At 41.5% G+C, this 20,364-nt stretch carries 18 protein-coding genes; 7 read left to right on the top strand and 11 right to left on the bottom strand.

What is annotated here, in order from left to right; all coding sequences use genetic code 11:
• Positions 1–81 precede the first annotated feature (81 nt).
• A complete protein-coding gene (locus G9Q97_RS18295) occupies positions 82–780 on the top strand; it encodes a tetratricopeptide repeat protein (RefSeq protein ID WP_166149629.1) in 699 nt (232 codons plus the stop codon).
• On the opposite strand, the gene G9Q97_RS18290 is transcribed toward G9Q97_RS18295, so the two are convergent.
• Together G9Q97_RS18290 and G9Q97_RS18285 are read right to left on the bottom strand one after the other, a co-directional pair.
• Positions 767–1,603: a universal stress protein gene (locus G9Q97_RS18290; RefSeq protein WP_166149463.1), complete on the bottom strand. Its 837-nt coding sequence runs from the start codon at positions 1,601–1,603 to the stop codon at positions 767–769. The two genes, G9Q97_RS18295 and G9Q97_RS18290, sit on opposite strands and share 14 nt — an antisense overlap.
• Before the next feature lie 15 nt (positions 1,604–1,618).
• The gene (locus G9Q97_RS18285; protein ID WP_166149461.1) at positions 1,619–2,545 is read right to left on the bottom strand and encodes a 2-hydroxyacid dehydrogenase; all 927 of its coding nucleotides are present in this window, start codon (positions 2,543–2,545) and stop codon (positions 1,619–1,621) included.
• A 235-nt stretch (positions 2,546–2,780) separates the two neighbouring features.
• On the opposite strand from G9Q97_RS18285, the gene G9Q97_RS18280 reads away from it, so the two are divergent.
• Positions 2,781–3,629, top strand: a complete 849-nt coding sequence (locus tag G9Q97_RS18280; RefSeq protein ID WP_166149459.1) for a DUF2911 domain-containing protein — start codon at positions 2,781–2,783, stop codon at positions 3,627–3,629.
• A 230-nt stretch (positions 3,630–3,859) separates the two neighbouring features.
• On the opposite strand, the gene G9Q97_RS18275 is transcribed toward G9Q97_RS18280, so the two are convergent.
• Positions 3,860–5,575 carry a sodium:solute symporter gene (locus tag G9Q97_RS18275; RefSeq protein ID WP_166149457.1) on the bottom strand — a complete coding sequence of 572 codons (1,716 nt, stop codon included), beginning with the start codon at positions 5,573–5,575 and terminating at the stop codon, positions 3,860–3,862.
• Positions 5,576–5,647: 72 nt separating this feature from the next.
• The gene (locus G9Q97_RS18270; RefSeq protein ID WP_166149455.1) at positions 5,648–8,152 is read right to left on the bottom strand and encodes a PIG-L family deacetylase; all 2,505 of its coding nucleotides are present in this window, start codon (positions 8,150–8,152) and stop codon (positions 5,648–5,650) included.
• A 174-nt stretch (positions 8,153–8,326) separates the two neighbouring features.
• Between G9Q97_RS18270 and G9Q97_RS18265 the strand changes: the two genes are divergently transcribed.
• On the top strand, positions 8,327–9,295 hold the full coding sequence (locus G9Q97_RS18265) for a phytanoyl-CoA dioxygenase family protein (RefSeq protein WP_166149453.1): 969 nt from the start codon (positions 8,327–8,329) through the stop codon (positions 9,293–9,295).
• Here G9Q97_RS18265 and G9Q97_RS18260 read toward each other — a convergent pair.
• Together G9Q97_RS18260 and G9Q97_RS18255 are read right to left on the bottom strand one after the other, a co-directional pair.
• Complete coding sequence (locus G9Q97_RS18260; protein ID WP_166149451.1) at positions 9,273–11,483, bottom strand: DUF5916 domain-containing protein; 2,211 nt, start codon at positions 11,481–11,483, stop codon at positions 9,273–9,275. The genes G9Q97_RS18265 and G9Q97_RS18260 overlap by 23 nt on opposite strands.
• Positions 11,484–11,627: 144 nt before the next feature.
• On the bottom strand, positions 11,628–12,821 hold the full coding sequence (locus G9Q97_RS18255; RefSeq protein ID WP_166149449.1) for a Gfo/Idh/MocA family protein: 1,194 nt from the start codon (positions 12,819–12,821) through the stop codon (positions 11,628–11,630).
• A 178-nt stretch (positions 12,822–12,999) separates the two neighbouring features.
• Between G9Q97_RS18255 and G9Q97_RS18250 the strand changes: the two genes are divergently transcribed.
• Both G9Q97_RS18250 and lhgO read left to right on the top strand, forming a co-directional pair.
• Entirely contained in the window at positions 13,000–13,692 is a 693-nt protein-coding gene (locus tag G9Q97_RS18250) for a hypothetical protein (protein WP_166149447.1), read from the top strand.
• A gap of 106 nt (positions 13,693–13,798) precedes the next feature.
• Positions 13,799–14,998, top strand: a complete 1,200-nt coding sequence (lhgO, locus tag G9Q97_RS18245; RefSeq protein ID WP_166149445.1) for an L-2-hydroxyglutarate oxidase — start codon at positions 13,799–13,801, stop codon at positions 14,996–14,998.
• A gap of 11 nt (positions 14,999–15,009) precedes the next feature.
• On the opposite strand, the gene G9Q97_RS18240 is transcribed toward lhgO, so the two are convergent.
• The 3 genes from G9Q97_RS18240 to G9Q97_RS18230 form a co-directional block, all read right to left on the bottom strand.
• Entirely contained in the window at positions 15,010–15,426 is a 417-nt protein-coding gene (locus G9Q97_RS18240) for a response regulator (RefSeq protein ID WP_166149443.1), read from the bottom strand.
• Between the two features lie 196 nt (positions 15,427–15,622).
• Positions 15,623–15,970: a hypothetical protein gene (locus G9Q97_RS18235; RefSeq protein WP_166149441.1), complete on the bottom strand. Its 348-nt coding sequence runs from the start codon at positions 15,968–15,970 to the stop codon at positions 15,623–15,625.
• A 2-nt stretch (positions 15,971–15,972) separates the two neighbouring features.
• Positions 15,973–17,181, bottom strand: coding sequence for a BaiN/RdsA family NAD(P)/FAD-dependent oxidoreductase (locus G9Q97_RS18230; RefSeq protein ID WP_166149439.1), 1,209 nt, complete (start codon positions 17,179–17,181; stop codon positions 15,973–15,975).
• Positions 17,182–17,239: 58 nt separating this feature from the next.
• On the opposite strand from G9Q97_RS18230, the gene G9Q97_RS18225 reads away from it, so the two are divergent.
• On the top strand, positions 17,240–18,199 hold the full coding sequence (locus G9Q97_RS18225; RefSeq protein ID WP_166149437.1) for a DNA/RNA non-specific endonuclease: 960 nt from the start codon (positions 17,240–17,242) through the stop codon (positions 18,197–18,199).
• A 94-nt stretch (positions 18,200–18,293) separates the two neighbouring features.
• Positions 18,294–18,872: a molecular chaperone DnaJ gene (locus G9Q97_RS18220; protein ID WP_246255772.1), complete on the top strand. Its 579-nt coding sequence runs from the start codon at positions 18,294–18,296 to the stop codon at positions 18,870–18,872.
• A 33-nt stretch (positions 18,873–18,905) separates the two neighbouring features.
• Here the strand turns inward: G9Q97_RS18220 and G9Q97_RS18215 are convergent, their stop codons facing one another.
• Complete coding sequence (locus G9Q97_RS18215) at positions 18,906–19,472, bottom strand: tetratricopeptide repeat protein (protein ID WP_246255771.1); 567 nt, start codon at positions 19,470–19,472, stop codon at positions 18,906–18,908.
• A 50-nt stretch (positions 19,473–19,522) separates the two neighbouring features.
• Complete coding sequence (locus G9Q97_RS18210) at positions 19,523–20,338, bottom strand: 2,3,4,5-tetrahydropyridine-2,6-dicarboxylate N-succinyltransferase (protein WP_166149431.1); 816 nt, start codon at positions 20,336–20,338, stop codon at positions 19,523–19,525.
• Between the last annotated feature and the right edge of the window lie 26 nt (positions 20,339–20,364).

Here is a 20,364-nt window from a genome sequence, read left to right as displayed (position 1 = left end):
AAAGAATAAAGGATTATCCAGGGTGTGAAGAAACAATCCCTGTATTATTTTTGTATGTATAATGGATCAACATTGAAAACAGTGGAAAGCATAGAAAAAGGAATAGCGTATTACAAAGAAGGGAAATTCAATGAGGCCCTTATTATATTTGATAAATTGGTAAAAACAGATGACCAGAATCCCACATTTCTGCACTATCGGGGTAGGGTTCAATCCCGCTTAGGAGCCTTGGATATGGCGATCAGCGATTTTGATAAACTGATAGCTCTGGATCCATTTAATACTACTTTTATCAGCGATCGTGCAGTCGTCCTTCATTTGTTGAAAAGAAACCACGAGGCCATCGAGGCCTTTGACCAGGCCTTGAATTTAGATCCTGCCAATCCCTACCGCTATTCCAGCAGGGCCTACTTTAAAGACAGAATCGGAGATTTGACAGGAGCCATAGCGGATTATGAGAAGGCCATTGAGCTAGACCCTGAAGATGCCATTGCCTACAACAATAAGGGTTTGGTGGAAGAAAAACTGGGTTATCAGCAAAAATCCAGGAAAAGCTTTTCCGAAGCGGATAGATTGTCCGGCTATGAAAATAGCCAAAATACGGAGAATTCTCTTTCGCCGGAAAAAGCATCAATGCAGGAACCACATTTTATCGAAGAAGATGAAACAAAGCCCATGAGTATGGGCCATTATTTTTCGATTTTAACTGATCTATTTACCAAAAAAACAACACGAGAAGAATTCAAGCAGTTTTTAAGCTCAAAATTCAAAGGTTCTTGATTACAAATAGGGGTTTGTTGATAAAATAAGACATTTTTTTGGAGAGATTTTTGGTAAATAGTTGTTCAAACCAGGATTTCTTCATGCTGAGCGTAAATAATATATCCCCTTTAGCGGTAATCAGATAATTCTCCAGACCAAGACCAGGTTCATCACGGTAGCTTTTCAAAACGAAATTGACCTTTTCATATTGGATAAAAGGATTCAACTCTTCTACCATAAGCAGGTGCTGGGCTTTATCTATGGATTTAACCCGATTACTGACATGGACCACATCCACTTCAGCAGCGTAAAACTTGGCCAATTCAACTACTTTTTGAATGGCTAGTTTGTCTTCCTCCAGGTAATCCGTTGCATAGACTAGTTTCCTAGGTGATTTAAAGAAAACTTTTTTAGGGACAATAAATACATCACAGGCAGCCTTCAACACAACCTTACTGGACTTGGTGCCTATATAGTTCTTTTTGACTTCATTGATACCCTCGGTCCCCATAATGATGAGATCCACTTGTTCATTTTCAGCATAATTCAAAATGGAGGAAATGGTCTTTCCTTCACGCAGTATGCCTTTACAAGCGGATAACCCATTACCGAGACTTTCGTCCAAAACGGTTGCCACCAGCCGGTCTAATTTTCTCCTTGCTGACTGAAGGCTATCATCCAGCATGTTTCCTGGGAAAAGTTTTTGGTAGTCCTCCCTATCAGGGACATGGTACAATATCAATATTGCACCCAATTTCTCACCAATTTTGGCGGCATATTCAATGGCATTTAGGGAGCACTCTGAAAAATCTGTAGGACAAAGAATAGTAAAGTTTTTCATAAAGAATTAATAGGTTTAATAGCCCTGGGTTTTACTAATTTGATTGATCAGGGGTTTGCCAGCCATCAGGTTGTTATAATTCTCCATAATTTGTGGAGCCGCAGCTTTATGGTTGGTGATGCTGGCAATATGTGGTGTTACGGTAATTTTATCATGTTCCCAAAAGGGGTGTGCGGCTGGCAAAGGTTCTTTTTGAAATACATCCAGCAGGGCACCAGAAATAAAGCCCTCATTGATAGCGGGAATGAGGTCTTCTTCCAATAGATGCTTTCCCCGTGCCACATTGATAAGGTAGGTTCCTTTTTGACATTTTTTGAAGAAATCCTTGTTCAGAAAGCCTACTGTCTTTGGTGTCAAAGGAAGCAAGCAAACAACCAGATTCACCTCATTTAAAAAATCCTGCAGCTGATTGCCATAGTAGTAAGGATGTCTGAAAGATGATTTGGGCGAATTGCCATAACCAACTACCGGAAATCCCAAACCTGCAACTTTATCCAGGACATCTCCGCCCAATTCACCAACCCCCATCACTCCTACTGAGACGGGAATCTCAGGCTGGCTCATGTCCCAGGTTTTGGATTGATTGTCTTTGATGTAACGCAGTATTTGACGGTGAAAATTGAGCACACCCATCACCACATAGTTGGTCATGGAAAAGGTCAACCTCGGATCCACTATTCGTGTGACCGGTACGTTTTCCGGATAATAATCTGCCATGATATGGTCAACTCCCGATCCCATGGAACAGACCAAACGCAGGTTGGGAAAATCATGCAATATACCTTTGGGGTGTTGCCAGAGTACAACCACTTCCACTGCCTCCTTATCTTTGATATCAGGAAAAACCTGCAAGTCTAATGTAGGATTGATTTCTTTAAAAACACCTGTCCAGGCGTTGATCTCCTCTGCTGATTTATTTGGAGCAATAATTGCTAGTCCCATTGAAAGAATTTCGATTAAAAGATTAAAATATTCTCAAAAACGATCTCCAAAAAAGCATTTATGTATACCAAGCCCCAAACAATAACTCCCACGTCAATGCTAAGATCACACAGCATTTATTTACAAATGCATATATTTACCTGACAATTAAGTACTGATAAACATGTAATTTCAACTGTGCTGTAAACTCAAATTGTTTCGGATGATCACAACTACAATCTAATTATAAATTTCTATGAAAACAAAAAATCTGCTTTTTCTAATTACAATTTTGTCGTTAATCCACATAAATGGATTTTCTCAGATAAAAATGCCTCAGGCCAGCCCTAGCAGTAAAGTGGTGCAACAAGTAGGGTTAACTGAAATTCATCTCGATTATTCCAGACCTGGAAAAAAGGGTAGAAAAATTTTTGGTGAATTGGTCCCTTATGGACAAGTCTGGAGAACCGGAGCAAACAATCCCACAACGCTTGAATTTGATACAGACATCAAGGTAAACGGACAAAAGTTAGCTGCAGGTAAATACGCATTCTACACCGTACCAAATAAAAACCAGTGGACGCTGATTTTCTCCAATAAAACCGAACTATGGGGAGCTATGGGCTATGATGCCAAGGACGATGCATTGCGGGTAACTGTTCCCGTAAACAAACTAAAAAAGCCTGTGGAAAGCATGACCATTCAATTTGCCGAGCTGACAGATTCCGGTGCTACCGTACAGCTGGCCTGGGATAAAAGTCAGATCGGCTTCAGGATAGAAACTGAAGTGGATCCCATTGTAATGAAACAAATAAGAGAAATGCTTATCGATCAGGACAGTGATAACCCCGGGCTTTATTTTCAGGCAGCAAACTATTATTTCACCAACGACAAAGACCTGGATACAGCTCTGGAATGGATCAATAAAGCTGTAGAGGCCGACCCCAAATATTATATTGTGCACCTGAAAGCAAAAATTCAGGCTGCCCAGGGTATGAAAATGGAAGCCATTGCGACGGCAGAACAATCCATGGAATTGGCCAGAGAAGCCAATAACCCGGATTATGTAAGCTTGAATGAGCGATTGATTTCTTCTTTAAAATAACCTTGTCCTGGACTTCGGTTTTAGCCAATAACTCTTATTTGGTAAAGTAGGATGTTACTGATATATAATACAGAAAATCCCCTCAAATTAAGGAGATCTGAGAAAATGAGTTTAACCTAATTCTCAAATGGTTTACCGGTTAAAGCATTAGCGGTCTTCATCCGAACGTTTCTACTATAGAAAACTGGTTAGTGAGGAGCTACATTTGAGAGTAGCTCCTCATCTATTTTTTAAACTTTTTTTGCCTGAGACATGAATAATTGCAAAAATGCGGCTATTACCATGACCAGAATACAGCCGATGGCATTGTACCAAAGATATCCTACATCTACGGAAATACCGCCAACTGTTTTTCCGTTAAAATAATGGAGGGTAAGGATCAATATCTCGGTTATGATGGCAGCCATAAAAACCGCTCTTCCACCTACCCACTTCATGAAAAAACCAACCAAAAATATGCCCAATATGGTCCCATAAAAGAGAGAGCCCAATAAATTGACCGCCTGTATCAGGTTTTCAAATAAAGTGGCATAAGTAGCAAAGAGTACAGCAAACAATCCCCAAAGCGCTGTAAACCATTTGGATGATAGCATATAATGCCTGGAATCTTCAGATTTTTTAATGGATCTTTTGTAAATATCCATGGTGGTAGTAGAAGAAAGGGCGTTCAGTTCCGAGGCTGTAGATGACATGGCTGCACTAAATATCACAGCAAATAACAACCCGACAATACCCTTTGGCAGATAATCCATCACAAAACGCATGAACACATAGTCTGTATCATTGGTTTCTGCCAAAGGATCATTCTTGACAATCAAGGCCTTGACTTTTTCTCTAAGCTCCTCCTGCCTGGCTGAATGATCAAATACTTCTTCCTGATATTGATTGGTCTGTGATTCATCGTTTGAAGAAATGGCTCCCAGTAGCTGCTGAATACTTTCCGTTTTGTCTTGGAAAACATCCGAATACTCCTCCTCCAATTCGGACAGATCGTCTACATATTCGCTTTGCTTGAGTTTATCCAACTGAATGGTATTGAAAATTACCGGAGGTTGGAAAAATTGGTAAAAAACAAAAACCATCACGCCAATAAAAAGAATGACAAACTGCATGGGTACTTTCAGGAACCCGTTCATCATCAAACCCATCCTGCTTTGCGTAAGCGATCTCCCACTAAGGTACCGTTGTACCTGCGACTGGTCGGTGCCAAAATAAGACAAAAATAAAAACAATGCTCCTGTCACACCAGACCAGAAATTATACCTGTCGGAAAGATCAAACTCGAAATTGACAATATTCAATTTTTCCATTTTTCCGGCCAGGTGAAGTGCCTCAGTAAATTTGACGGGTATCATTTGAATGACAATGATACCAGCTAAAATCATCCCGCCCATCATTACGGTCATTTGTTGTTTTTGCGTGATGGATACGGCTTTGGTTCCTCCCGATACAGTATAAATGATCACCATAAACCCTATGAAGAAGTTGGTGAGTGTGAGGTTCCATTCCAGAAGGGTAGATAAAATAATGGCAGGCGCATAAATGGTAATCCCTGCTGCCAACCCGCGCTGTACTAAAAACAGACAGGCCGTCAGGGTCCGTGTTTTCAAGTCAAAACGGGTTTCCAAAAATTCGTATGCCGTATATACTTTTAACCTGTAGTAAATAGGTAAAAATACAACGGAGATAATGATCATGGCCACAGGCAGCCCAAAATAAAACTGTATGAACCGCATACCATCTGCATAAGCCTGTCCTGGAGTGCTCAAAAATGTAATGGCTGAAGCCTGTGTAGCCATTATGGACAATCCTATGGTCCACCAGTTGAGGTCATTGCCCCCCCTGAGGTACTTTTCCATGTCTTTGGGACCATAAGTTTTGTATATTCCATAGGCAGCTATGGCCAGTAAGGTGCCAAACATGATGGCCCAATCCAGATAACTCATGAAAAAGTTTGGGTTAGTATATAAAATAAAACGACCAAAATTCCCAAAACGATCAACTGAAGCAAGTACAGTTTATTCCAATGCTGATATTCCTTCTCTTTCTTCACCTGCTTGTTCGATTAGGTTGACAAATAATTTAACGGCTCCCGGTACTCCTGCGGGCAATAGTCTAAACCAGGAGATTCCTGAATAGGTAAAGCTTCCCTGACCATAATTGGCAAACAAAAGGGAACCTTTAGTAGGGGTTTCATCGGGATCCTGCATTAGCAATGGTGTTTGGTAGGTGTCATCCCAATTTCCCGGAAAATACAAGCCTCTCTCTTGCACCCATCCGGAAAAATCAACCTGTTCAATTTTATTGGGATGGTTCATTAGGGGATGATCTTTGAGCAGGATCTCCACAGGTGAATCTTCCACAGCTACCCTGTTGCGGGAAAGTTCCAGGGGATAGGGCCCGAAATTTCTCGAAAGTAAGGGAGAACTGGTGTTGTATTGGACGATCAGGTTACCGCCTTCTTTCACGTACTCCATCAATGCGGTAATACTGTTGGCAAAATTCTGGTTGACATTGAATGCCCTGATACCGACGATTATGGTATTATACTTACTGAAAACCGAAGGCCCGAAGTTATCGTTCTCCAGCATTTCAACCGTATACCCTAAATTTCTTAAAACTCCTGGAATATCATCTCCTGCACCAGGTATATAGCCAATGGTCTGATTGCTTATGTCCATTTTCATCCGGATCAGGTTAAAAGCAGCCTCAGGAAAATAGGTCTGATTTGGAATATGCTCGTAAAGAATGCGGTTCATCCCCCGCTTGAATACCATCCCATCTTCCGTCTCGAAATATACGGTATGATGTGATTTTTCTTCTCCATTGGAATTGGATAAAGCTACTTTGTAATAGTACCTGTTATTGACCTCATCTACCAGTCTTTCCTCTATCCGGTAGGCAGCACTATCCAAACCTTCAATGCCCAACTTTCCTTCCTTCATTTCACCTTCAAATGTCACCGTTACCCCTATGATGGATTCCTTTCCGTTAAGCAAAAATACATTGTCCATATCCACCGTTACTGAGGCTTTTGGTACAATGGTAAATGGCTGAATTATTTCCCCATTTACCTGATCATTGTACCGGTATTGGAGGGGAATATTGACTTCATAAGACTGTCCGTTTATGTCGAAATGCAAAATTCCCGATATAGCAGGGTCATTGAAGGCTTTGCCAATCATGGGCTGTTCTTCCACTGCATACAGGTTGTTTTCAGGATCATTTTCAAGCCAATAGGGTTGGGAAATGGGATGATTTTTCGGGATCTGCAAGTCCATCTCCAGTTCAAAAGGTTTGTTGTTGTTCACGGTGGCATCCAATTCAAAGGTGGTATCCAATGTCCTGAATGCATGTAAATTGACTACAGTATTGTAGGGTTGATTTACCAAAAGCCTCCCCTTGATTTGTTCAGAGGGATAAGACAACTCTTTATTGGCCAGGAATAAGGATTTCCAACCCAATGCCGCCAAAATGATTTCATCCATCAACTGTCTTTTTTCTTTGACCCAGGTTAAATTTTCCTGAACATCGTTCAAGGCTGATTTGATGGCGAGTAATTCTGGCAAGTTTTTTTCCGGGTGTATAAAATTAAAATCTTCCAGCAAATCCTGGATTTGATGCTGAATAGTTGAGCCCTTCTCAAGATTTTCCCACCTATTGGGAATCCCGTCAAATGGTCCGCTTTCGAAAGATGCTCCTGCAACCAATTCGATAAAATCACTGCCCTCCCCTATGGCTGCAGTAGCACCAAAACCCTGGGATTTGTGCATGGTTCTGCTGTCAGCAGCAATTTGAGAATATGTGGTACCCAACAATGCGTTGAATTCACCTACCGGAAAACTATGGTACTTTTTATCTGCTTTTGGTTCGTATTGCCCTCCCCAATTGTAAGCATTCCAAAATATTCTTTTGGGAGACCAGGGTTTTACCCATTTCATTTGTTCTGGAAATACATTGGGATCTCCTGCTTTTTCGTAGGCTTCTCTTGCCAGAATAGCAGAAGTGGTGTGGTGCCCGTGGGTGGTTCCGGGAGTAGTGTTAAACCTGGTAATGATGATGTCGGGTTGAAAATTTCTAATTACCCATATTACATCTGATAGCAATTTTTCACGGTCCCAGTTATTAAGCGTTTCATTGGGAGTTTTGCTATAGCCAAAATCAATGGCACGGGAAAAAAATTGTCTGCCACCATCGGTTTCCCTGGCTTTCAATAATTCCTGGGTCCGTATCATTCCCAATTGTATTCCCAATTCTTTACCTATCAGGTTTTGACCCCCATCACCCCTGGTAAGGGACAGGTAACCCACTTCTGCGTTAATGGCATTGGACAAGTAAGCTATCAACCTGGTGTTTTCATCGTCGGGGTGAGCCGCAATGTACAATACCCGTTTGGTCTCTTTTAATTTTAGAAGCTGGTGGTAAATTTCAGAACCACTTTGTGCGCTGGCGAAAGGAGCAGTTAAATATATTCCGGCCAGGTAAAAAACAAGCAACAGGCCTGAGCGTTTGAATAAGTTCATTGGTTGAGGTTTCATGTTTCAAGCTAAGCATTGTAAAAACGAACCTGAAACTAATTTACATTAATGGAAATATAAGCAGATCAAATTGATTAAACAGCAAAATCTTATAAATTTAGGACTTTGTAATATTAAATTTTTAATGCTATATTTTGCTTGTAAGATAAAAATTTTACCATGGCAATTAACAAAAACCACAAAGATATTCCTGGCAACCCCTCAACTGCCACATCGAGCAAGGTGTTTTTAAATGACCGGAGTAATGGTCGACCGTTAAAGGTATTGACCGAAAATGATTGGGATTTTTGGGTGGACAATGGTTATGTCATTATAAAAAATGCAGTACCTAAATCTTTAACTAATCGCCTAAGGAACCTTTTATGGGAATTTGAAGAGAAAAATCCAAAGGATCCTGAAACCTGGTATGGTGAAGAGAGGCCTGAAATGAAAATGAAGGAACTGACCAACAGTGGTATGGTAGAAATTTACAATCACCAATATCTGTGGGATATACGCCAATATCCAAAAGTGTACGAAACTTTTACGGATATATGGGGCATGGATGAGCTTTGGGTGACCATTGACAGAGCCAATCTTAATCTGCCAGCCAGGCCAGATTTTGAGTTCAAAGGCTTTATTCACTGGGATTATGATCCTGAGACAAATCCCCAAAACGTACAAGGCTTGGTAGCATTGAATGAACAGACCGACCCGAATGTCGGGGGATTTCAGTGCATCCCGGAATTATACCGGAATTATGAAACCTGGAAAACGAGCCAGCCTGCAGACAGGGACAGGTTCAAACCTGATATCAGCGGATTTGAGTTGACCAAGGTAAAGCTGGACGAGGGAGATCTTTTGATTTTTAACAGCAAATTACCTCATGGTATCCGGCCCAATATCAGCCGCGACAAGGTCAGAATGGCCCAATACATTTCGATGATGCCGGCAGAAAATGAAAACCAGGAACTCAGAGATTGGCGCATATCTTCCTGGAAAAACAGGATAGCACCCGATGGTTACGCCTTTCCCGGTGACCCCAGAAACTGGGAACAAACAAAATACAAAACGGCCATCCTCAGTCCTTTAGGTCGAAAACTGCTTGGATTGGATCCCTGGTATATCACAAGGTCCACCAGTAAGTAAATTTCAAGGCCAATGTTCTGTTTTTCACATAAAACGGGGCTGGCAGGTAATTATCCGTGAAAACGAGGTAAAGGTCAGAAGCAGGCTTAAACCGCCATTGAAATCTTGTATTTAAGTTGATATTATCTATCTGCTCATTATACTGCGCAAAGGCGGTGAAAAACAAGGTATTGGTAAAGGTTACATCTACCCTTGGACCCACCAGCCAAAATCTGGTATTTCCCCAGGGTTCCGGCAAATCAATCTGGTTATAATTTCCTGTCATGGAAAGCCCTACGTATGGCTGAAACCTGTATCCAAGCTCACCGGCAACATTGAACCTTTCTCCCTGAGCAAAATACCCCCCGTATTGGGAAGAGACAGTATAGGTAAAGAGACTTTGGGGTTTGGACACGTATTCCATACCTATGGCATTCCAGGTATGGTCAGTAAATGCCGCCAATGTATCACCACTAAAGTTGGTGGGATCAAATGCCTGTTGCAACAATATCCTGTTGTAGGTATATTTCGCGGTCAAATTACTTTGGCTTCTGAACCTAATCGTGTAACCCAGTTCTGTGATATTATCCGTTTGCTCCCTATCCATATTATAAAACAAGGAAGTATTGAAAGTGGGGCCATGTCGGAGGATCTTCTTACTTTTTGGGAAAAAGAGGTAGGCCGCATTGGGGTTGATCCTGTAATAACCGTTTCGGGGCACATACCCCACTTCTGCCGTATAATTCGGGGATACATATTCGTGTTTCCATTCCCAGGTCAGGTTACCACTGGAATACCTGAGATTGGCAGCATGAACCATGCTCTCTCCTGATTCCACAGGACTAAAAGATTTTAGGAACAGTGCTTTACCTGTCCAAAGGTTATTGGATGAGGCCAGGTTGTATTCCAATCCAATATTTCTATTGTAAGCAGGAACAGGTTCCGTGTCTGTTCCGTTGGTACCGGGTATCTGACTTGAATTGGCTTTGTTGACGAAAATTGCGGCAATATTGGAACGTTGTCCCACCCTTCTTTGAGCAGACATTACCGTAAAATTTTGTGCAGGGGTTGCCGTTTCTTCTACTTGTCCCGTCTGCATGTTCATGGCACCTATTCGCCAATCGCGGTTGATTTTGCCGCTTAGCCTGGCACCAAACTGAATTGGCGCATTTAAACCAATCCGCCTTGAAAAGAAAGGTCTGATGGTTTCATAACCAAAATTGGCGAAAAGGTCGCCGTTTTCCAGAAAAAATTGCCTGCGTTCCGGGAAAAACAATTCAAAGCGATCCAGATTGGTGATTTGCCGGTCCACTTCAACCTGTGAAAAATCGGGGTTTACGGTGAGGTCCAGGTTTAATGAAGAACTCACCGCAATTTTAGCATCTACTCCTACCCTGTTCTGGTAGTCGGTAGGTATTCCCCCTTCATTGTTTTTTACACTACCCCCCATCACATAAGGGATTATAGACACATTCATGCCTGCCTCCGGGGGTGCCTCATCCCAAACAAGGATACCCGTGTAGGCAAGGGATGCCGAAGGAAACTGCCTTGGAACAGGAGCCCAGGCAGATTTCTCGGTGGTTTTCAGGTCTAGCCTGCTGAAGTTGATCCCCCACTCTTTGATACCCTTTTTGTACCTGATGGATTTGAAGGGTATGGCGGCCTCAAAAACCCACCTGTCATCGTAATTCTGAACCTTGGATACCCATTTATTGTCCCAGCTTAAATCTACCTTTCCCCCTTCATACATGATACCATCCCATTGGGCTCCGGCAGCATTTGCCCCAAACGAAAAGCCATTGGTCTGGTCATCAAAGGTGTCCATGAACAACAGGAAATTATCATTTTTACCAAAGGAAAAATCACGGCGCAATGACTCTACGTAATAGGGTCCGGGGACGGCATGGTGGTTGACCACCAGCAAATACAGCCGTTCATCATCGTATGTCATCATGACATCCGTATCCACCTGGGAAAAGCTGGTATCCATGGGCAGGATCATGTAAAAGTCACTGGCCACTTCAGCATCCTTCCAGGCCTTTTCATCCACCTTCCCGTCAATGACTACCGGAGAACTGGCCCGTTTTATATGCAACCTGTATGCATCATTAATTTTCTGACCCAAAACAGGAACTGACAAAATCAACGCAAAAAGCAACAAACAGAACTGTCTGACGCTAAAATCTCCTGCTGTAAAACTACGAACCATACCGTAAACCCAATATTTTCCTTTAAAACAATTAATTTTGAAGGGCAATATTAAGGTAAATAATCCTATTGTAGCCTTTTATTTCTACAATTTTCCGGAAAAACAGGGTAAATTATATTGGTTGTCACATTTAGGTATCAATGGTTAATTTCTTTTCGTTTCCTGCTTTACTTCACCCGTTATTTTGTCCTTTAGTATTAATTTCTCGTCACCATTTGGCAAAAGCTCCTTTTTGATCAGGTAGTACTTTTCATCGTGGGAAGCGTAGGATTTTTCATGCCGGGGGTCCGATTTTCCTCTCCAGTCTTCCAAAATAACTTTTTCCCAATTTTTGGTTTTTGCCGATAAAAGCGCAGCATCCAGGATGGCATTCACCACATATCCATCATAAAAAGTCTCCAGGGGTGCCCTGCCCTGCTCCATGGCATCAAACATATCCGTAAACATGTGCGGGTAGCCCAATTCATGGGCTTCATCTCCCACAGGAAATAACCATCCGGAATCTGACTCAGCTTTTTCTGCCACATATTTCCCCCCTTTTCCGGTAGTAAACATGTCAAAACCTGTTCTCAAAAAGCTGTTCAGCCAAATAGTACCCTCTGTTCCCATGACTTCATCCCTCAAATCCATGCCCCCGCGAAAAGTCCAACTGACTTCAAATTGACCAATGGCACCATTTTCATACCTCACTAGTCCGATAGCATGGTCTTCTGCTTCAATAGGGTGTACCTGGGTATCAGCCCAACACATGACTTCCACAGGTCGAACGGATTTGCCGATAAAGTTTCTTCCGATTTCCACACAATGACAGCCCAGGTCAATGATGGCTCCCCCGCCTGAAAGGTCTTTGTCCCAAAACCAATCACTATGTGGGCCGGGATGGGCTTCCCTTGATTTGGTCCACAATATCCTTCCCAAACTGCCTGCCTGTACGCTATCAACAGATTTCAGAAACTTGGGGGTATAGCAAAGATCCTCCAGATATCCGGCAAAAACCCCCGCTTGTTCAACAGCATCCAACATGCGCTTGGCTTCGCTGGCATTTCTACCAAGCGGTTTGGTACACAAAACTGCTTTACCATATTTGGCGCAGGCCATCACAGCTTCTTCGTGCAGGTGGTTGGGCAGGGCAATGATAACAGCATCGATGCTTTCATCTTTGATGACTTTTGCCATTTTGGTGCTGTAAGCATTCAATCCATAATCTGAGGCAAATCTTTTCGCATTTGTTTCATTTCTGGAATATACAGCGGTGATTTGATCTCTCCTTCTTTGGGCATGTAGCGTATCCGCATAAAATCGGGCAATAAACCCGGATCCGAGCATAGCAATATTCATGGGTTTTTATAAATTGGTTGCTTAAATGTACCAAATTTGATGAAAAATGAAAATTTAGAGTACCCAGCATCAAACCGTCCTATTAACTTTAATTTTGATTGGTTTTCCCGAAATATCCCGGATTTGATTCTCTCAATAAGCATAACAATTTCATGACAATCACAACTTTAATACACCCATGCACTTACTGAGCAAAGCCGAAGAAATAGTGCATTTTTTGGAATGGGCCGAGGAAAACGGTATGCTTTTCGAATACGATGGGTCAAAGCATAAGATCCGCATCACTTACGAAGATGCAAGGATTGCCGAGCTGAGGCTCCCTATATTAGCAGAATATATACCTGAGACTGGCCAATTAAAGTTTGAAGAAAAAAATTACATCTTGTGCATGGTGAGAGCCGGGATGGCCGCAGTGGGATATTTTGAAAATGGCATCAACATATCCCACAAAGTTTTCAGAGCCTATATGGTCAGAAAAAAACAGGGCAAAAGTCAGATTAAATACCTGAAAACAAAAGGGAAATCCAGGGCTGGATCCAGGGTAAGGCTGGGAGAATCAGAAAGCTTTTTCAATCAGATCAATGATAGAATAGCATCTTACATGAACAGTTACCATGTCGACCACATCGGCTATTCCTGTTCAAAAACCTTATGGCCCTTTCTCTTTACACCAGACTCAGCCTTGCAAAAAAACAAAAATCTGCTGTACAAAATCCCTTTTCATATCCAACAACCCACTTACGATAAACTATTAGAAATCAATAGGTTAATTCATTTAGCAGCAATTAAAGTTGAAGAAAGTGAGAAAGCTCATTTTGCCACCTACTTCAAGGAAGATTCGGATTCATCACAGGAGGATGAGCTTTGGTAACTGCCTGGATGACGGTAATTTAAAGCCCTTCCAAACATTTAGTGGATAAAACTATAAAGAAGTTACCCTACTACCCTTTATATTTGCCAATATAGATTCAAAAATTATGCAATACGATATTACCATTATAGGGGGAGGCATTGTCGGACTCGCAACAGGATTAAAAATAAAAATCCAAAAACCTGATTTAAAAGTAGCTATTCTTGAAAAAGAGGAGGCCCTGGCCAGGCATCAAACAGGAAACAATAGTGGCGTGATCCATTCGGGCTTGTATTACAAGCCCGGAGGTCATAAAGCCAATAATTGTATTGATGGGTACCGACAGCTGGTACAATATTGCCAAACCCATGATATTCCTTTTGAAATAACCGGCAAGGTGGTTGTTGCTACTGAAAAAGAGCAGTTGCCTCAGTTAAAATTCCTGATGGAAAGGGGCTTGCAAAATGGTCTGGCTGGGATAAAATCCATAACCATGGATGAGCTAAAGGATTTGGAACCTTATTGTAACGGACTCGGTGCATTGCATGTGCCTCAAACCGGAATTGTAGATTACAAAGCGGTTGCCCTTAGCTATGGGAAAGAGTTCCAGGCATTGGGTGGAGAGATACTTCTTAGTCATAAGGTGCAGAATATAGGTAGTTTGAAAAATAAAATCGTTATTAAAACTTTAAATAGTGAGTTGACTACCAAAGTGCTGATCAATTGTGCCGGTTTATATGCTGATAAAATTGCCGAACTCCACGAAAAAACGACCTTGCCCATCAGGATCATTCCTTTCAGGGGTGAGTATTACAAAATCAAAAAAGAAAGGCAGTATCTCGTAAAGAACTTGATTTATCCTGTTCCAGACCCAAATTTTCCTTTTTTAGGGGTCCATTTCACCCGAATGATGAAAGGCGGAGTAGAAGCCGGCCCCAATGCTGTACTTGCTTTTAAAAAAGAAGGTTACCGCAAAAGCGATTTTAACCTGAAGGAATTTTTGGAAGCCATTACCTGGCCCGGGCTACAAAAAGTGGCTGGAAAATATTGGAAAACAGGTTTGGGAGAGTACAAACGATCCTTTTCAAAAAAGGCCTTTACTGCGGCACTTCAGCAATTGATACCCGATATCCAGGAAAGTGATCTGGAAAGTGGTGGTGCTGGTGTGAGGGCACAGGCATGCGACAGGAACGGAGGGCTTTTGGATGATTTTGCGATACATGAGACGATCCAAGCCGTTCATGTGATCAATGCACCTTCTCCAGCAGCCACCAGTGCCCTTTCTATCGCAGATAAAGTGGCGGGACTTGCATTGGCCAAGCTGTAAAGCAAAAGTATTCAGGAATGATGGTGGTGCCTCCAAAATTCTATAGTGGCACATATCAGTTGCTGATAGGCATCAATCTGAAGGGGTTTTGTCAGATAAGCATTGGCACCCAACGATAAAGATTTGAAGGCATCACTATGACTGGAACTTGAGGAAAACATGATGATGGGAACCAGGGCCAGGTGTGCGTTTGCCCTGATCCGCTCCAGCATTTCAAACCCGTTGATTTTGGGCATGTTGATATCAGAAATAATAATGAATTTTTCCATTTGAAAAATTTCCGGATTGATTCCTTCAATATAATTCAAAAATTTCTCGGGATGAGAAAAGCTCTTAAAATTAATAGGGTATGAAATATCAGAGATAGCGTCTTCGATGATTAAAATATCTACATCACTATCATCCACTACTACCAGATTTATGCACATGTGTGGACCAGAACGTTTTCGTTAATTGGATTAATTAAGGTATGTTTTTTACTTTCAAAGATAAACTTCACCCCAATCCCGCAAAGATATTACATCCCTTTCACTTCCACTACACATTAATAAAATCATTGGCTGTTATCCGCTCAATATAACAAAAATTCAAAACCTGGCTGGACTAAAAGATTTTCAGCAAATACTACCTGTATGCCTTCACTTCCTCAAGTACATCATTTGTTGCTTCAAGGAATTCTTTCTTATGCGTCTCAATGCCATCAGCAAAACCCTTTTCCAACATTAACCGCTTTCCATTTCCTATGATAACGGCTAATTTTTCCAAATCAAACAGACCTAGGGTAGGTTTGATTTTGTGTCTTGCCTGTTTGATCGTCGGTAGACTCTCCTCTTCTATTCCCCTGATATAGGCAGTCCGGAGTTCTTCAACGGCAACTTGAATGGCATCTAACAATTGATTTCTAAAAACCATATCGTCTTCAACCATTTCTTCAATTTTTTTGAAATCAATATTTTTATACTTTTTCTCCATAATTATAATTTAGTTGAAGATTTCCCAGCCAGAAATCCGGTACTCCAGGCTGCTTGAAAATTATATCCTCCGGTTATCCCATCCACGTCAATTACCTCGCCTGCAAAAAACAATCCTGGTATCAACTTGCTTTCCATGGTGTTGGCATCGATTTGCTGGAGATCCACTCCCCCCGCAGTGACAAATTCTTCCTTAAAGGTAGTTTTTCCTGAGATTATTAATGAAAAGTTGAATAGGTTTTCTATCAATTTATTGATTTTTTTTTTGCTTATTTCTCCCCAAATCAAATGGTCCTCAATAGCGGCATGAGCGACTAAATATTGCCATAGCCTTGCTGGCAAGTCAAAAAGTGCATTTTTTAGGATATTTTTTTTGGGGTGGGCCTGCTTAAAGGCATTCAAGGCTGCTTTTAATCCGGGCTCGGTAAAGCTTTCATCCCAATTGATTAATACCGTAGCTTTATATTGATGATCATACAGCCAATCGGCTCCAAAAGCGGAAAGTTTCAGGACAGCCGGACCAGAAATCCCCCAATGGGTAATGAGGATTGGTCCCGAATATTGGAGTTTTGTCCCCTCAAACCTGATTTTACCATGAGGAACACTGATTCCCTTTAACAATTTTAATCCCGAATCAGGGGTGTTGAATGTAAATAACGAAGGGATGGGGTCTACTATCGAATGTCCCAACTTTTCTAAAAAGGAATAACTTTCCTTTTTGTTGCTTCCCCCTGAACAAATGATCAAGCGATCTACTTTTTCTTCAAATCCATTCCCCTGAAGCAAAAAACCACCATCAAGTGGTAGAACCTTTTGAATAGCCTGACGGGTCTCCACTTCTACCTGATATTTCCTAGCTTCGTCTAAAAGTACATTAACAATGGTCCGGGAATCATCACTTTGTGGGAAAACCCGTAAATCCGCTTCCGTCTTGAGCAGAACACCTTTGCTTTCAAACCAGGCCATGGTGTCGGATGTACTGAAATAGCGGAACACTTTTTTCAAAAATCGGCTGCCTCTAGGATATCCCTTTAACAATTCGTTTGAAAAAATGGTCCCCTGAGTCAGGTTGCATCTCCCTCCTCCGGACACCAATACTTTCGAAAGTACTTTCGGACTTTTTTCAAAAAGTTTAACTTTATTGCCGGTGTATGCTGCGTGAATGGCTGCAAAAAATCCAGCCGCACCGCCACCAACTACTCCTATTTTCATATTATATGTAAGGTATTCATAAATTGCACCGTTAAATTATTCATTTTTAGAATAACAAATGACAAAACAGCATAAAATTAAATCAAAAAGACTTAATAGATCCAATAAAAACTTTTCTTTATTTTATTTTTCCATTCTGGTTTTGATTGTGCTTCTGGCTTTTTTTGCCAGGAAGGAATGGAAAAAGAACAAGGATATCCTGGTAATCGCTAATCCTCAGGAAAATGTAGAAGCGGATTCTACAGAAAATCAAAAGGGTAAGGAGCAATTCTTTGGAGAAAAGGAACCAACAAAAGAGGAAACCCATTTTTTCATGGATAGTGACTACATCCAATCCCTTTTGTTACCAGCCTGGTCTGATGAAAAAAGGCTTCAGGTAGTCCACCATGGCTATTATTCCCTTGGTTACGATGAATCATTGGAACAAGCCTCCTGGGTAGCTTACCAGTTAAGCCCTGAGAAGCTCAGGGGAATTCACAAGCGTACAGATGATTTTTCCGAAGATTTTCTAATAGTTACCGGCTCCGCACATCCTGACGACTACTACAGATCGGGATATGACAGAGGCCATCTGGCTCCTGCAGCTGATTTCACTTATTCAGAGAAGGCCATGGAAAGCAGCTTTTATATGAGCAATGTTTCGCCCCAGCAGCCTGGTTTTAACAGGGGCATTTGGAAAAAAATAGAAGAACAAGTCCGTTCCTGGGCCATAGCTTATGAAAATGTCCTTGTGATCACAGGACCGGTAGTCAAGCAAAATGAGCGCCTTGTCATAGGAGAAAATCAGGTGCTTGTCCCGGACTATTTTTTTAAAGTGATCTTTGATATTCATCCCCCTGGGTATAAAATGTTAGCTTTTTTGTTAAAAAATGAAAAATCAGACCGACCTTTATTGGATCATGTAGTTTCTGTGGATAGTTTAGAGCAATTTTCCGGCTTGAATTTCTTCGAAGTACTACCGGATAGCCTGGAAATGGTATTAGAAAATGAGATTAAATATGACAATTGGTTTGAATAGATTGAGGAAATACGCCTTTATTTTTCTTTTATGGATGCTTTATTGGCCCTCATATGCACAGCTTCAACCTAACCTTGGGTCAACTTCCAGATTGATGGACAATGCTGTTAATGCCATGGAAAATAAAAACTTTACGGTGGCCAACAATTACTTTAGGGAAATCATCAAAAGCAATTTGCCAATTCCTCCGGAAATGCCTTACTTTTTTGCTACCACCCTGTTTGAACTCGGTCAGTATCACAATAGCAGCAGCTTTATCCAAAAGTACCTTGATCTCAACGGATTTGAAGGAGAGCACTACGATGAAGCCAGAGTCCTTATAGAAAAACTGGAAGCACCACTTGCCGAAATAGCCAGTTGTAATCGCTGTGATAGTAAGGGGTACCGCTATCAAACATGTCAAACCTGCCATGGCGAAGGACACACCGATCAAGAGTGTTCGTTATGCAAAGGGCTTGGAATCATTGGTTGTAGCCGCTGTACCGGTGATGGTCTGGTGACTAAGAGAAATGTTTTCAATATATTGGAATATTTTGAATGCGACCGTTGTGAGGGGAAAGGGAGACTTACCTGTACCAAATGTGAGGGTAGTTTGGTGGAGCATGGAGAATGCCGCACCTGTCAGGGAAAAGGTCAAATAGAATCAGAGATCGTTTGTAACCACCTTGATTGAAAAAAAAAAGTCTGGATTTACCAGACTTTTTTGTTAAGGACAATAATTTTTTATGGCCTCATCAGCCGGATCATAACCATTTTCTGCAGCAGTTCTAAAGTCGCTACAGGCTTTCGAAGCTTCCTCTGTTGCTACATAAAGCATTCCCCGGTAATAATACGTTTGTCCGTTTTTAGGACTCATTTTAATCGCCGTATTGTATTCCCTAAGCGCTTCCTTAACATTCCCAAGGCGGTGCATGGACCTGGCCTTCAGAAAATAGGCCATAGCAGGAGCGCCAGCGACTTCTACAGCATTGTCGGCATACATTAAAGCCAATTCCGGCTGTTCATTTTTGTGGTATAAATTTGACAAACTCAGCAAAACCTGAATGTTTTTGGGGTCTTGCTTCAAAGCCAACTTGAAACTATCTTCTGCCTTTTTCAACTCATTCAATTCCTCATGTGCCCTACCCTTATTGTAAAGTGCTTTTACATTATTTGGCCTGTTTTCCAAATAACTGGCGTAAGCCATTATGGCTTCCTCATATTGACCCTCACTGTAATACACATCTCCTTTTGATGAAGAATTTTCATTACAGGATGCCAATAAAAGGGCCATTAAAAAAATGTTTAATAGGTTTTTTACCGAAATCATAATACTTTTTACGTTTAAACTGCAACACTGTTTTCTCTAAGCGCTTCATTGAGAGAAGTCTTTAAATCAGTGGAAGCTTTTCTTTGACCAATGATCAAAGCGCAAGGAACCATAAACTCGCCGGCACTAAAGGATTTTTTTATGGAGCCGGGTATGACTACAGATCTGTCCGGTACATAACCTTTGTATTCCTTTGGTGCATCTCCGGTCACATCTATGATCTTTGAGCTTGCGGTCAGGGTGACACCTGCTCCAATGACGGCTTCCTTCCCTATCCTTACTCCTTCCACGATAATTGCCCTGGACCCAATAAAGGCACCATCTTCCACGATAACAGGAGCGGCCTGTATAGGTTCCAGTACTCCTCCTATGCCAACGCCACCGCTCAGATGTACATTTTTACCAATTTGAGCACAGGAACCTACTGTCGCCCAGGTATCCACCATGGTACCCGAGTCAACATAAGCTCCGATATTGACATAGGAAGGCATCATCACTACACCCTTAGCAAGAAATGCGCCATATCTTGCAACAGCATGTGGAACTACCCGAACACCCTGTTTGGCATAATTGGTTTTAAGGGCCATTTTATCATGGAATTCAAAAGGTCCAATTTCTATGGTCCTCATTTTTTGAATGGGAAAATAAAGAATTACAGCTTTTTTTACCCAATCATTTACTTTCCAAGATCCGTCTTCCTGCGGTTCAGCAACCCGTAATGTACCATTATCCAAATCTGCAATAACAGTTTTGATGGCAATCTGTACATCCTTTTCGTTTAACAAATCCCTGTTATCCCAGGCTTTTTCTATAATGTGCTGTAATTCCATAAAGTTTTAAATATTAGCTTTGTTTG

It is taken from the genome of Cyclobacterium plantarum (assembly GCF_011290685.1).
Classification (GTDB): Bacteria; Bacteroidota; Bacteroidia; order Cytophagales; family Cyclobacteriaceae; genus Cyclobacterium; species Cyclobacterium plantarum.
Note: the sequence above shows the minus strand (reverse complement) of the source record. Positions and strands in the feature narration are given on the sequence as shown.

Bases quoted from the DNA above. Each gene is read 5' to 3' on its own strand.
- G9Q97_RS18225 (WP_166149437.1), top strand. From the start codon at position 17,240: ATGACAAAACAGCATAAAATTAAATCAAAAAGACTTAATAGATCCAAT.
- G9Q97_RS18240 (WP_166149443.1), bottom strand. From the start codon at position 15,426: ATGTGCATAAATCTGGTAGTAGTGGATGATAGTGATGTAGATATTTTA.
- G9Q97_RS18265 (WP_166149453.1), top strand. From the start codon at position 8,327: ATGGCAATTAACAAAAACCACAAAGATATTCCTGGCAACCCCTCAACT.
- G9Q97_RS18260 (WP_166149451.1), bottom strand. From the start codon at position 11,483: ATGGTTCGTAGTTTTACAGCAGGAGATTTTAGCGTCAGACAGTTCTGT.
- G9Q97_RS18280 (WP_166149459.1), top strand. From the start codon at position 2,781: ATGAAAACAAAAAATCTGCTTTTTCTAATTACAATTTTGTCGTTAATC.
- G9Q97_RS18230 (WP_166149439.1), bottom strand. From the start codon at position 17,181: ATGAAAATAGGAGTAGTTGGTGGCGGTGCGGCTGGATTTTTTGCAGCC.
- G9Q97_RS18290 (WP_166149463.1), bottom strand. From the start codon at position 1,603: ATGAAAAACTTTACTATTCTTTGTCCTACAGATTTTTCAGAGTGCTCC.
- G9Q97_RS18255 (WP_166149449.1), bottom strand. From the start codon at position 12,821: ATGAATATTGCTATGCTCGGATCCGGGTTTATTGCCCGATTTTATGCG.
- G9Q97_RS18220 (WP_246255772.1), top strand. From the start codon at position 18,294: ATGGACAATGCTGTTAATGCCATGGAAAATAAAAACTTTACGGTGGCC.
- G9Q97_RS18235 (WP_166149441.1), bottom strand. From the start codon at position 15,970: ATGGAGAAAAAGTATAAAAATATTGATTTCAAAAAAATTGAAGAAATG.
- G9Q97_RS18250 (WP_166149447.1), top strand. From the start codon at position 13,000: ATGCACTTACTGAGCAAAGCCGAAGAAATAGTGCATTTTTTGGAATGG.
- lhgO (WP_166149445.1), top strand. From the start codon at position 13,799: ATGCAATACGATATTACCATTATAGGGGGAGGCATTGTCGGACTCGCA.
- G9Q97_RS18270 (WP_166149455.1), bottom strand. From the start codon at position 8,152: ATGAACTTATTCAAACGCTCAGGCCTGTTGCTTGTTTTTTACCTGGCC.
- G9Q97_RS18215 (WP_246255771.1), bottom strand. From the start codon at position 19,472: ATGGCCCTTTTATTGGCATCCTGTAATGAAAATTCTTCATCAAAAGGA.
- G9Q97_RS18285 (WP_166149461.1), bottom strand. From the start codon at position 2,545: ATGGGACTAGCAATTATTGCTCCAAATAAATCAGCAGAGGAGATCAAC.
- G9Q97_RS18275 (WP_166149457.1), bottom strand. From the start codon at position 5,575: ATGAGTTATCTGGATTGGGCCATCATGTTTGGCACCTTACTGGCCATA.
- G9Q97_RS18210 (WP_166149431.1), bottom strand. From the start codon at position 20,338: ATGGAATTACAGCACATTATAGAAAAAGCCTGGGATAACAGGGATTTG.